Here is a 12825-nt window from a genome sequence, read left to right as displayed (position 1 = left end):
CATTACACGCTTATAATAAAACTATTGTTTCTACTCATCCTTCCATTTTGGGAGCATATGAGTAGAAAAAAGTAAAAACCTCTTATGGACATAAGAGGTTTTTACTTTTTTTCATTATTCAGCGTCTGTATTTTGATACGCCATCTTAAACAACTTCACTTGGCTATCAATTTCTTCTGTACTACCATTAATAACATAATAGTAATCACCATCTTTATTTTGTTCACGTGTTTTCACATTATCAGCTAATGTAAGCTGTAAAATCGCCTTAATTCGTGCCTTCATTTCAATATCTAATATCGGGAAAGATATTTCCACTCGCTTCTCCATATTTCGCGTCATCAAATCAGCTGAAGATAAATATATTTTCTCCTCCCCATTATGATGGAAATAATAAATACGGCTATGTTCTAAATATCTTCCAACAACACTAACTACACGAATATTTTCACTTACATTTGGAATACCAGGTCGTAGGCAACATGTTCCTCGAACAATGAGCTCTACCTTTACTCCAGCTTGTGATGCTTCGTACATTTTTTTTATTAACGGTTTATCTGTTAATGAATTCATCTTAGCGATAATATATCCATTTCCATATTGTCTATGATAACGGATTTCTTCATCTATTAAATCCATAAATTGCTCTCTTATATCAAATGGAGCAACCGATAAATGGTGAAAATGTGGCTTTGTTGTATAACCACTTAAATAATTAAAGAAATTGGTTGCATCAACCCCAAAGTCTTTTCTTGATGTAATATATCCAAAATCAGTATATAACTTCGCTGTTGCATCATTATAGTTTCCAGTTCCAAGATGTACGAACCTTTCGATTTTTCCGTTTTTTCTTCTTACAACTAACGTAATTTTACTATGAGTTTTCAAGTGACTTACACCGTAAATAACATGACAGCCTGCCTGTTCCAATTCTTTAGCCCAATGAACATTGTTTTCTTCATCAAACCTTGCCTTTAATTCAACTAATACCGTCACTTGTTTTCCCTTTTCAGCCGCTATTTTTAACGCCTGAATAATCGGTGAATCACCACTTACACGATATAACGTTTGTTTAATCGCAAGTACATTCGGATCGTCTGCCGCATCACGGACAAAATCAACTACCGGCTGAAATGATTCAAAAGGATGATGTAATAAAATATCATGCTCAATTGCTTTTTCAAATACATCTTCTTCATCACCTAAATCTTGAGGCGGTTGCGGAATAAGAGCCGGATATACAAGATGTTCATATAAAGGAGCTAGTTTTTTATATAAAGAAAACAAACATGTTAAATCTAATGGACCATCCATTATATATACATCTTCATCTTTTACTTCCAGAACCTCATATAATAACGCTAATACTCTTTCATCAATGTGTTCTTTCCCAACTTCTAAACGAACAGCAGCCCCCCATTTACGCTTTTTTAATTCTTTTTCAATTACCTTTAATAAATCTCTCGCACCTTCTTCATGAATCGTTAAATCTGCATTGCGTGTAATACGGAAACGAGTAACAGATGATACTGTATATCCCGTAAATAATTTATGAGTGAAGCTACTAATTACGTCTTCTAATAAAATAAATTTATGGTTTTGCCCTTCGCTCGGTAAAATTATGAAGCGCTCAAGTAATGAAGGAACTTGTACAATCCCTAACTTCGTCCTGTTTTCTTCTTCCGCTTGCTTCTCATCATATAAAAGAGTAGCCAAATTCAAACTTTTGTTTAATAACATTGGAAATGGACGATATGCATCAATAGCTACAGGAGTTAACACCGGGAAAATTTGCTCGTCAAAATACTCTTCTATAAATTCTCGCTGCTCTTTCGTCAAATCATTGAATGTTAAACGTTCAATCCCCTCTAACTCAAGCGCTGGTAATACATAATTTTTAAATGTATCATATTGTACTGTCATTAGTGCATGGGCTTTTATCGCAATTTTATTTAATTGCTTTTTCGGTGTTAAGCCAGCTTTATTTTCTGGTTGATTAAATCCAGCACTCACTTGATCCTTTAATCCCGCTACACGTACCATAAAGAATTCATCTAAATTCGAACTAAAAATACTAATGAATTTCAATCTTTCCAAAAGTGGATTATTTCCATCTTGCGCTTCTTGTAGTACACGTTCATTAAATGCTAGCCAGCTTAACTCTCGATTATTGTAATAAGCTGTATCATTTAAATTTACTGCATTCCCCTTCGATAATTCCATTCTCTTCACACTTCCCCTTGAAACTTTTTTACTATAATTTAGTTAATTTCATTTTATCAAATTACAATATTACAAAGTGTAAATTTTTCGTAAAGACATCCGTACAACCTAATGTTTTAGTTCAAATAATAAATTAATATTCGTTTTTAATACTCTTTCTAACTGTTTTTTTTGTTTTTCAGCTTGCACTTTTTCTGCTAAGGCAGACTGTTCACATAAAACTTTAAACGTTAATCCCTCTTCGCTTTCTGTTATAGATATGGTATCAACAAGCGATCGTTGCCTTACATTTAAAGCAGCTGAAAATTGTAAAACAGCTCCTAATAGGCGGATTTTTTTTTGTTCACTTTTATCAAACCAACCTTCAAATGGAGATAAATATTGTTTAAATAGCATTTTTGATTTATAAGATGCAATAAGTGCTAACCTCACTCTATCTTTATGCATCATGCCATCAATTGTCTTATTCGCTAATAAATAAAACGTATGTAAACGGCTCGCTTCTTCGTCTATATATTTGCCTATATTAAATACTTTCGCAGCTTGATGGAACACTTCCCAGTCTTTTACTGACATAGAAATAAGCCCTATTTCCTCAAGTTGTTTGCAAATTAGTCTTCCATGTTTAATAAGTTGAATAACAAATTCCATGTCCATTTCGTATTCATGTGATAGTAAATGCAAACTTTCTTCAACTACGTTCGGATAATATGAAATCCCCAAATCTTTTGTCAACTCTTCATAGAAAACACCTTCTCTTAACCCTTTTCTACTTAATACAAATGCCGGTGCCTCTATAACATTAACAAGTGTATGAAATACTTCAACCGCTGGAATAATCGTATCTGCTCGATCTTTTGCTAATCCTTCCAATTTCTGAAGTTCTATGAACGACAATTTTTCCAATTCCTCTTTTACACTTTCAATATCTTCTTCTTTCATCTTGTATAAATGTAATCCTGCTATAGGATAACATATTAAATTTTGATGGATTTTTACTAAGTTCCTAGCACTACCACCAATTGCAATAAGAGGCAATTTCTTATTGATTAACCATGGTAACGTTCGAAATTGAAACTCTAAATACTGTTGCATTCCCTCTAACTCATCTTTAGTAGGAATATCACCTTTAATAAATTGTTGCTTTAAAGAAAGTGCCCCAAAAGGAAAACTATGGTACTCTAAAATCTCTCTATTTCTAAAGTATGTAACTTCCGTACTTCCCCCACCAATATCTACCGTTATTCCTTCTGAAAACGATGTAGAATTCATAACCGCCAAGTATCCGTAACGCGCTTCCTCATACTCTGATAATACTCTAAGAGTAAAGTCCGTTTGTCCTTCAACAAGCTTTTTAATTTCCTCTTGATTCTCCGACTGTCTAATTGTTGCTGTTGCAACACAAAGTACATGATGCAACTGATGGAATCTTGTACTTTCTTGAAATTGAAATAATGTCTGTAATAATACTTCTATTCCCTCTTCATTCAACACACCATCAATTAAGTAATTCCTTAACCTAGCAACAACTTTCGTATTTTCAATCTCTTTATAAAAACCTCCATTTTGCTTTTCATAAATAACTAAACGCATTGTATTAGATCCAATATCTATAATGGCATACTGTTGTTTTAATATTTCTTTCAAACTTCTCACTCTTTCATTATCAAATTTCAAAAACATATTCTATTACTATTATACAAAATAGTTGTTTTTTGTAACAATATTGCTTTAATATTGAAAATATATACAATCACTTTTTGCGTATAATAAATACCTATTTTATTTATGGTATAATAATGAAAAATTGAAAGGAGATTCAATATGAAACCTTCACAACCACAATCTCAATTACAAAACCAACATTCTATTAATCGACTAGCTCAATCTATTTTCGTTGTGAATCGTCATGCTAAAGCAGCTACTAATCCTAAATATTTATACTGGTTAAAAAAGACAGCTTTAGAACGTTTGATTGCTGAAAAAAAAGCAATTAAAGAAGGATTACATTTTTCTAGAAACCCACGTTTTAGCCAACAACAATCTGATGTCCTTATACGTTTAGGCGATTATTTTTTCCACATCCCTCCTACGAAAGAAGATTTTCGAATTCTACCGCATCTTGGTCATCTTGAATCCTCCTATCGAAATCCGAAAACAACCTTATCTTTAACAGTAGCAAAAAAAACACTTCAAGATTATATTGGTCCTGAAGCATTAAAACAAGAAAAAAAATTAAGTGAGCCTGTTCCATGGTATAGTCGTACTTATACAAAAAAATAAAACAGTTTGGCCAATTGTAGGCCAAACTGTTTTATTTTTTCTCTTCTTTAATTTTAATATTTGCTTGTTTATAAAAAGCTACTTTTTCTGTATTATAAGACTTTGTAAATTCATTAAATTTATCTTTTTCTGACTCAATATCCTTATAAGATTGATTTACTACTTTTACTTTTTCACTAATATCTTTTAATTTAGTACCTTTATCTTGTAACATTGTATATAACTCTTTTTCTTGTTTTAAAGATTTGTTATAGCTGTCATACATTTTATTAAATGAATCGTGGCGTTTCTCATACGTGCTTTTCACTTTATCAGCTTGATCTTTCAATTTCTTATCTTCAATTTTCTTCACATACTTATCAGCTGACTTCACTTCTTCTTGCGCTTTATTTAAAACTTCTTTTTCTTTTGTAAGCACTTTTTCTCGTTCAGTTGTATTTTTCACTGCTTGATTCAGTTTTTCTTTAACAGTTTGATTATTATCTTTTCCTTCTTGAACAATCTGGTTATATAATTCTTGTCCTTCTTTCTCTAAAGTCTCAAGTTTTTTTGCATCTTCAAACATTGTTTTTTCTTGTTTAGCAGCGTTTTCAAACGCTACATATAATTCTTCTTCTGGTTTCGGACCGAAACAACCGGCTAATAAAATCATTGATAATGTAGTTACAATTGCTAATTTACTATATTTCAACATCTCTTCCTCCTACTTATAAACGACCATCGTGTAATATAAAAAAGTTATAAAATATGTAATTGTTCTATACACTCGCATCTTTTTTACGAAGATCATTAATATTGTTTGTACAAATTATTACTTGATATTACATTATTCTTTTTAAATTATTTAGCAATTCCATATCCATCTTTAAGTATACTACTTCGTGTTTTTTAAGGCCTGTTCACACTATGTATTACTTTAATATCCACGGAATTTCACCTCAGTCTTAATAAGACTATAATAGTTCACCTGATAAAAGGTGATCGCTCCGCTCTCACGTCTATCATTCCCTTTCCAGCTTTCTATCAATTAATCTCTTTGTTCATTTTACACAGTACAATCGATATCTCGCAACAACTTACAAATATTCTTTTCATTTCCTAAAAAGGAAAAGTGTAGAGCTTGCTTTCCTCTACACTTTTAAAATAAAACACACTGTGCAAATTGCATTGGCACTACCATCATAATTATATGCTTATTTCATATATTTTTAAAGACTTTTATTACAAACGTGGCGTTTTTTTGTAATAAAAGTCAAAAAAATGTTACAAATAAAACATCTTCCTATCATATATCTTCAAATCAAAGCTTCACTCATTTTCTTTCAAATTTCTATACTGGTACAATTGATTTTGCGACTTTCTCAACAGTTCTTCAAACGTTTTTCCTTCTACTGGATAGCTAGCTGCTCCAAATAAAAGAGTGACACTGAGTAAATCACCTTCTATTTCACTTTCAATATTTTTCATTAATCGTTTTGTTATTGTTGATGTTTCATGACCATTATCAATTGCTACAATAACGTACTTATTTTCATCCCACTTTGTAACAACATCGCCCTTCCGAATTGTCTTTACAATGGTACTCTCTAATTTTTGTACTAACACTCCCAACTTTTTTTCTTGCAACGTGTCTTTTAATCCTTCCCATTCTTTTACAGAAAGAATGTACACTGTAATATTACGAGAATCTCTTTCAGATAAAGCAGCTACTTTCCCAAAAAAATCAACAACAAAATCATTGCTTGCCATTCCTCCTACTTCCATACCCATACGCTCGTTCGCTCTTTTATCGTACCAATGTCCAAAATAATAACTTAGTATCATTTGCAATATATAAATAATAAAGACGGTATAAAATGATCGTGAATCCAGTTTTGCAATTACATCCTGAAGTGCAATCCATTCTGTAACTGCCACAGTATTGCCAAGCAATAATCCACTAATTTTCCCTTTATGTTTCATACTTTTCCCCCTTTTATACCAATATATGTTTCTATATCAATAATGTTTTTCTACAAAATAAAAAATGTACATATGCAATGTACATTTCTGCTTAAGCTTGTATACCTTTTCTACTCTATTTCATATATATAATATATAACTTTTATAGAAAGGAGTAATCTATATGCTACAAAAAGAGAATCTATCAGATGCTATGCGTTTACTAGCTGGTTTTCTATTATCATTAAAATTATTATTTACCTCTTTCGGGATACACTTTATTACAAACGATCAAATCGACGCTATTGTTAATGTTGTTTCATTTTTATTTATTCTATACTTTGGCTACAAAAATAACTATGTAGGAAAAAAAGGAATAGAGCAAAAGAAAATACTCAAAAAACACAACCTTCACTAAAAAAGGAACCTTTTGTACAGGTTCCTTTTTATCATTGACGCACAACAACTTCATTTGTTTGCAGTGGGCCATATGATATCTCTTTATCTTGAAATGTATATGTAGCCTGAAAGAATGTTTGTTTAAGAGCTTTATCTTTATTAGCTTTTATTTTACAACGTAGTTCCACCTTCTCATTCGGTAACAAATCATCAATTCGCCATCTAACAAGCTGGAATAAAAACTCACTTATCCCCTTATCAACTTTTAAAGAATTAGGAATATAAGCAAAGTAATCTCGAATCATATGACTTACAACAACTCTCGAAATCATTTCTACCCCTTTATTTTCCACTTCAATTCGCATAATAAGTATGTCGTTTACATCGTAGGTCAATTCATACGAAAACTGTTCTGTATACATACTACCAATTTGTAATGTAACGGCTACTTGAGGAAATTCGTTTTCCTTTTTCGATCCGTCAATCCACAATACTGGTTGTAGCGGTATTGAATACTTTCCTGTATCCGAAATTCGTCCCCATATTTTCATAATATATATTCACCTCATTTCAGATGTAACATACACACAATGAATTCCCCAAATTACTAAAGCTTGCTACAAGCAATGTTTAATATTTCTCTTCCTTTTATCCTATTCGACAATATGAAGAAAAAACCATTTTTCATCTATTAACAGAAGGAGTTCTTTATGAAATTTTTTTACAATTTACTTCATTCCCTTCATAGCAATATTCAGTATGGCTCACTTGTTCTCTACTCATACGAAAGAATATTTTGACGTAAGAAAAAGTTTGCCTTATAGTCAAATTTGACTATAATATTCTTTATGGCATATAAGTGCACTTATGGAAAAGAAATTAACATCAACTATACATTTAAATTTTTTATCCACTGCACTCAAAACTTAATATAGTTTACTTATTTCTAAAGGAGGGTTATATTTGGAAACTCAACCATTAAAAAAAGAAGCCAACAAGACAAAATTTGTTGTTGCTGGTTTACTGCTTGGTATATTAATGGCCGCAATGGATAATACAATCGTTGCAACCGCAATGGCAACAATCGTTGGAGACCTAGGAGGATTTGATAAGTTTGTTTGGGTCACATCAGCTTATATGGTAGCAACAATGGCAGGGATGCCTATCTTCGGGAAACTTTCTGATATGTACGGGCGGAAACGTTTTTATATTGGGGGCCTCATTCTTTTCTTATTCGGTTCTGCTCTTTGCGGAACAGCTTCAAGTATTGAGCAATTAAGTATTTATAGAGCTATTCAAGGGATCGGTGGTGGTGCCCTTATGCCTATCGCCTTCACAATTATGTACGATATCTTCCCACCAGAAAAACGCGGGAAGATGACAGGACTATTCGGTGCTGTTTTCGGGACATCTAGTGTATTCGGTCCTTTATTAGGTGCTTATATTACAGACTATATAAGTTGGCATTGGGTCTTCTATATTAATATTCCATTAGGACTTATCTCCTTTTTCTTCATTACTAAATACTACAGTGAGTCTCTAGAATTTAGAAAACAAAAAATTGATTGGGCTGGTGCTATTACACTTGTCATAAGTATCGTTTGCTTAATGTTCGCATTAGAACTTGGTGGTAAGGAATATGCCTGGAATTCTACTGTAATTATTGGCTTATTTACAACAGTAGTTATTACGCTTATTATTTTCTTCTTTGTAGAACGAAAAGCAACCGAGCCTATTATTTCATTCCATCTATTTAAAAAACCTTTATTCGCAGCTAGTCAAGGAGTTGCCTTTTTCTATGGTGCCGCTTTCATTATCTGTACAGTTTATATTCCAATCTTCATTCAAGGCGTTCTTGGAGGTTCCGCCTCTAATGCTGGATTAATTTTAACACCAATGATGGTTGGTTCTGTAATTGGAAGTCAAACAGGAGGACAATTAGCTTCTCGAACAAGCTATCGTAACATTATGATGGTATCTGGTGTCTTCTTCGTTCTTGGTATTTATTTGTTAAGTACTTTAACAATGGACACACCTCGTTTACTCGTAACACTATTTATGATTCTCGCTGGGCTTGGTGTTGGTTTCTCATTCTCAGTATTAAGTATGTCTTCTATTCACAAGTTGGAAATGCGGGACCGTGGTTCGGCGACATCAACAAACTCATTCTTCCGATCACTCGGTATGACTCTTGGTGTAACGATTTTTGGTACAATTCAAAATCATATTTTTACAGATAAACTAAACTCTGTATTCCCCCCTGAACTAGCAAAATTAGCTCCAAAAGGCGGAGACACAAGTTTCTTATTATCACCAGGCGCTACCGCAAAAATTCCTGCTGAAATATTAGCGGGTATTAAGGAAGCTCTCGCTACATCTATTGCGAACACATTCTTCTGGGCACTCATCCCGGCTGTACTAAGTATTATTTGTATTTTACTTATGGGAAATGAACGCCTCTTTACAGGCCCTAAAAAGAAAGAAAAACAAAAGCAAGTTAGTTAATATAAAAAAGAAGCGGCATATCCCTTTATGAAAAAGGATATGCCGTTTATAATATGTATAAAGTTTTTATATACAGGAGTTGAGACAGCATGAGCATGAAATTAGTCATTCTCGGCTTACTACTCGAAGGAGATAAACATCCATATGAAGTGCAGCATATTATGAAAGAACGACAAATGGATTGTTACATTAAATATGCTAAAGGATCACTTTATTACGCCTTCGAGCAATTAGAAAAGCAAGGGGCAATTCATATTACAAATGTAATTAGAGACACAAATCGACCTGACAAAACGATTTTTCATATAACAGAAGAAGGCAAAAAACTATTCCACACTTTACTATTAAAACAATTCGAAGCCAAAAACCAAATATATAAACCTATTTATTCCGCCTTATCTTTCGCTCACTTTAGCAATGATCACGAATTAGTTCCTATTTTAGAAAAAAAGAAAAACGATACTCTTCAATATTTACATACTATGCAAACGATATATGATTGTAATAAAGGAAAGGTTCCACGTGCACAACTATATATTTTGCAAAGTGTAATTGAGCATATTACAGTTGAATTACAATGGCTAAACACCCTCCTTAAAGATGCTATAGCAGGCCGACTTTCAGAAGTTGCTATAGATGAAGATTGAGCTATGAAAGAAGACATCCCTACTTCTTTCATAGCTCAATTTCTCTTTTCATACTGTAATATTATTCGTTACTCCAGAATATAAAAAGTCAGAATACTAAGAAATAAAAACTTTAGAATTTTCTTATTTTAAAACAGTAGACAAAATTCCAAAAATTATGTTAAAATTTGTTTCAATATCATATCGCTTGTTAAATTCCTTTCAAAAGGAAAATAGGTACACGAAAGTTTTGTTTCGTGTTTAAAAGGGAAGCTTGGTGAAACTCCAACACGGTCCCGCCACTGTAAATGCTGAGATTTCTTTTTGGTGCCACTGTGAAAACGGGAAGGTAAAAGAAATTATATGAAGCATAAGTCAGGAGACCTGCCTGTTTTAACAACACTGATAGATTCACGGATGATGATGAGGTGTTAAAACAAAAAGGAAGGCTTATTTTCTATGTCTTTGTACTTTTTGTTATAGGTATTTCCTAGTAAACGGAAATGCTTACTTTCAATTAGGGAGGAATTTAAAATGGCAATTCAAACAAGTAACTTAGGTTATCCACGTATCGGACTACAACGAGAGTGGAAAAAAACATTGGAAGCTTTTTGGTCCAATAAAATCGATGAAGAACAATTTTTAACAACAATGAAAGAAATTCGCCTTCAACACGTAAAAGTACAGCAAGAAAAAGGGATTGAACTCATTCCAATTGGCGACTTTACATATTATGATCACGTTTTGGATACTGCCTATATGCTAGGATTTATTCCATCACGTTTTTCTGAGTTTACATCTTACCTTGATGTATATTTCGCAATGGCGCGTGGCTCTAAAGATCACGTAGCTTCCGAAATGACAAAATGGTTTAACACAAACTATCACTATATCGTTCCTGAATATGAAGAGGGATTACAAATCTCTTTAAAAGATAATCGTCCACTTCGCTTATACGAAGAGGCAAAACAAGAATTAGGAGTAGATGGAAAGCCTGTTATTTTAGGACCATATACTTTCTTAAAATTAGCTAAAGGCTATACACAAGAACAATTTCCTACCATTTTAAAACAGTTAGTTGCACCTTACGTACAACTGCTTTCAGAACTACATGCAGCTGGTGCACCAGCCATTCAAGTTGATGAACCGATTTTCGCTTCTTTAACTAAAAAAGAAGTTCAACAAGCAAAAGAAATTTATGAAGCTATTCGTAAAGAAGTTCCAAATGCGACTCTTCTTTTACAAACATATTTTGATAGCGTAGAAGAAAACTATGAAGAAATTATTACATTCCCGGTATCCGGTATTGGATTAGATTTCATTCATGGTAAAGAAGGTAATCTAAATGCTATTTCAAAATATGGATTCCCAGCTGATAAAACTTTAGCTGTCGGTTGTATAGATGGCCGTAACATTTGGAGAGCTGACCTTGATGAAGTTCTTGAGTTATTTACAACGTTACAAAAACAAGTCCAAACGAAAGATATCATCGTTCAGCCTTCTTGTAGCTTATTGCATACACCAATCGATAAAACAGAAGAAACTCACTTATCGACTGAGCTGTTTGATGCGTTAGCATTTGCAAATCAAAAATTAGAAGAGTTAGTTCTTATTCATTCCGCTCTCACTCAAGGTACAGAAAGCATTAGTAATGAGCTGGAAACATATCGAAACGTACATCATACAATTCGTTCATCTGCTGCACGTAACCGAGAAGATGTCAAAGCAGCACGAACAGCACTAAAAGAAGAAGATTTTTCACGTCCTCTTCCATTTGAAAAACGATACGAATTACAACAAGTTGCTCTAGAGTTACCGCTATTACCAACAACGACTATTGGTAGCTTCCCGCAAACAACTGAAGTTCGTCAAACGCGAAAAGAATGGCGTAACGGTGTTATTTCAAATGAACAATATGAACAATTTATTGAAAAAGAGACAGAAAAATGGATTCGTTACCAAGAAGAAATTGGGCTTGATGTCCTTGTACATGGTGAATTTGAAAGAACTGACATGGTCGAATATTTTGGTGAGCGCCTTGCTGGTTTCTCATTCACTAAAAACGGTTGGGTACAATCATACGGTTCCCGCTGCGTAAAACCACCTGTTATTTATGGTGATGTAGCCTTTATTAATGGCATGACTATTAAGGAAACAGTTTATGCGCAAAGCTTAACAGAGAAAGTTGTAAAAGGAATGTTAACCGGACCTGTTACAATTTTAAATTGGTCCTTCGTTCGAAATGATATTCCAAGAAAAGAAGTTTCGTATCAAATTGCACTAGCTCTTCGTCACGAAATTGAACTACTTGAATCTTCCGGAATTAGAGTAATCCAAGTCGATGAGCCCGCACTTCGTGAAGGAATGCCACTAAAAGAAAAAGATTGGGATGCTTATATTACATGGGCAGTACAATCCTTCCTTTTAGCAACTTCTTCTGTAGCAAATGAAACACAAATTCATACTCATATGTGTTACAGTAACTTCGAAGATATTGTTGACGCGATTCGCGCATTAGATGCAGATGTAATTTCTATCGAAACATCAAGAAGTCACGGAGAATTTATTGATACATTAAAACATACAACATATGAAAAAGGAATCGGCCTAGGTGTATATGATATTCATAGCCCACGTGTACCGAGTAAAGATGAAATGTATAAAATCGTAGAACAATCTTTAGAAGTATGTGATCCTAAATATTTCTGGATTAATCCTGATTGTGGTTTAAAAACGAGAAGAACAGAAGAAGTTATTCCAGCTTTAGAACATATGGTGCAAGCAGCGAAAGATGCTCGTTCCCTTTTAAAAACAAACGCATAACAAAAATGGGTTATCCTTTTCTCAG

At 33.2% G+C, this 12825-nt stretch carries 10 protein-coding genes and 1 riboswitch; of the genes, 5 read left to right on the top strand and 5 right to left on the bottom strand.

The genetic code is table 11. The features are described from left to right. Positions 1-114: 114 nt before the first annotated feature. Both MKY38_RS02030 and ppx read right to left on the bottom strand, forming a co-directional pair. Positions 115-2223, bottom strand: a complete 2109-nt coding sequence (locus tag MKY38_RS02030) for a polyphosphate kinase (protein ID WP_070180474.1) — start codon at positions 2221-2223, stop codon at positions 115-117. A 108-nt stretch (positions 2224-2331) separates the two neighbouring features. Continuing rightward, the gene (gene ppx / locus MKY38_RS02025) at positions 2332-3906 is read right to left on the bottom strand and encodes an exopolyphosphatase (RefSeq protein ID WP_065222941.1); all 1575 of its coding nucleotides are present in this window, start codon (positions 3904-3906) and stop codon (positions 2332-2334) included. Positions 3907-4047: 141 nt separating this feature from the next. Here ppx and MKY38_RS02020 point away from each other — a divergent pair, with 141 nt between their 5' ends. Then, positions 4048-4506, top strand: a complete 459-nt coding sequence (locus tag MKY38_RS02020; protein WP_000804864.1) for a YkyB family protein — start codon at positions 4048-4050, stop codon at positions 4504-4506. A gap of 31 nt (positions 4507-4537) precedes the next feature. Here the strand turns inward: MKY38_RS02020 and MKY38_RS02015 are convergent, their stop codons facing one another. Together MKY38_RS02015 and MKY38_RS02010 are read right to left on the bottom strand one after the other, a co-directional pair. Further along, a complete protein-coding gene (locus MKY38_RS02015; RefSeq protein ID WP_000922498.1) occupies positions 4538-5200 on the bottom strand; it encodes a YkyA family protein in 663 nt (220 codons plus the stop codon). A gap of 614 nt (positions 5201-5814) precedes the next feature. Further along, positions 5815-6468 (bottom strand): diguanylate cyclase domain-containing protein, encoded by a 654-nt coding sequence (locus MKY38_RS02010; protein WP_065222940.1) that lies wholly within the window; start codon positions 6466-6468, stop codon positions 5815-5817. A 163-nt stretch (positions 6469-6631) separates the two neighbouring features. On the opposite strand from MKY38_RS02010, the gene MKY38_RS02005 reads away from it, so the two are divergent. Further along, positions 6632-6865, top strand: a complete 234-nt coding sequence (locus MKY38_RS02005) for an SPP1 phage holin family protein (RefSeq protein ID WP_000939446.1) — start codon at positions 6632-6634, stop codon at positions 6863-6865. A gap of 31 nt (positions 6866-6896) precedes the next feature. On the opposite strand, the gene MKY38_RS02000 is transcribed toward MKY38_RS02005, so the two are convergent. Continuing rightward, on the bottom strand, positions 6897-7397 hold the full coding sequence (locus tag MKY38_RS02000) for a hypothetical protein (RefSeq protein WP_000708120.1): 501 nt from the start codon (positions 7395-7397) through the stop codon (positions 6897-6899). 412 nt (positions 7398-7809) lie between these two features. Between MKY38_RS02000 and MKY38_RS01995 the strand changes: the two genes are divergently transcribed. The 3 genes from MKY38_RS01995 to metE all read left to right on the top strand — a co-directional run bounded on the left by MKY38_RS01995 (position 7810) and on the right by metE (position 12800). Beyond that, positions 7810-9351: an MDR family MFS transporter gene (locus tag MKY38_RS01995; RefSeq protein WP_000449912.1), complete on the top strand. Its 1542-nt coding sequence runs from the start codon at positions 7810-7812 to the stop codon at positions 9349-9351. Between the two features lie 89 nt (positions 9352-9440). Continuing rightward, positions 9441-9998, top strand: a complete 558-nt coding sequence (locus tag MKY38_RS01990) for a PadR family transcriptional regulator (protein WP_000062062.1) — start codon at positions 9441-9443, stop codon at positions 9996-9998. A 197-nt stretch (positions 9999-10195) separates the two neighbouring features. Then, a riboswitch (cobalamin riboswitch) is annotated at positions 10196-10383 on the top strand. Positions 10384-10511: 128 nt separating this feature from the next. Then, positions 10512-12800 (top strand): 5-methyltetrahydropteroyltriglutamate--homocysteine S-methyltransferase, encoded by a 2289-nt coding sequence (gene metE, locus MKY38_RS01985; RefSeq protein WP_001007608.1) that lies wholly within the window; start codon positions 10512-10514, stop codon positions 12798-12800. The last annotated feature ends 25 nt before the right edge of the window (positions 12801-12825 follow it).

The sequence above is a fragment of the Bacillus sp. FSL R5-0585 genome (genome assembly GCF_038004545.1).
In the GTDB taxonomy this organism is placed as follows: Bacteria; Bacillota; Bacilli; order Bacillales; family Bacillaceae_G; genus Bacillus_A; species Bacillus_A cereus.
Note: the sequence above shows the minus strand (reverse complement) of the source record. Positions and strands in the feature narration are given on the sequence as shown.

Bases quoted from the DNA above. Each gene is read 5' to 3' on its own strand.
- MKY38_RS02030 (WP_070180474.1), bottom strand. From the start codon at position 2,223: ATGGAATTATCGAAGGGGAATGCAGTAAATTTAAATGATACAGCTTAT.
- ppx (WP_065222941.1), bottom strand. From the start codon at position 3,906: ATGTTTTTGAAATTTGATAATGAAAGAGTGAGAAGTTTGAAAGAAATA.
- MKY38_RS02020 (WP_000804864.1), top strand. From the start codon at position 4,048: ATGAAACCTTCACAACCACAATCTCAATTACAAAACCAACATTCTATT.
- MKY38_RS02015 (WP_000922498.1), bottom strand. From the start codon at position 5,200: ATGTTGAAATATAGTAAATTAGCAATTGTAACTACATTATCAATGATT.
- MKY38_RS02010 (WP_065222940.1), bottom strand. From the start codon at position 6,468: ATGAAACATAAAGGGAAAATTAGTGGATTATTGCTTGGCAATACTGTG.
- MKY38_RS02005 (WP_000939446.1), top strand. From the start codon at position 6,632: ATGCTACAAAAAGAGAATCTATCAGATGCTATGCGTTTACTAGCTGGT.
- MKY38_RS02000 (WP_000708120.1), bottom strand. From the start codon at position 7,397: ATGAAAATATGGGGACGAATTTCGGATACAGGAAAGTATTCAATACCG.
- MKY38_RS01990 (WP_000062062.1), top strand. From the start codon at position 9,441: ATGAGCATGAAATTAGTCATTCTCGGCTTACTACTCGAAGGAGATAAA.
- metE (WP_001007608.1), top strand. From the start codon at position 10,512: ATGGCAATTCAAACAAGTAACTTAGGTTATCCACGTATCGGACTACAA.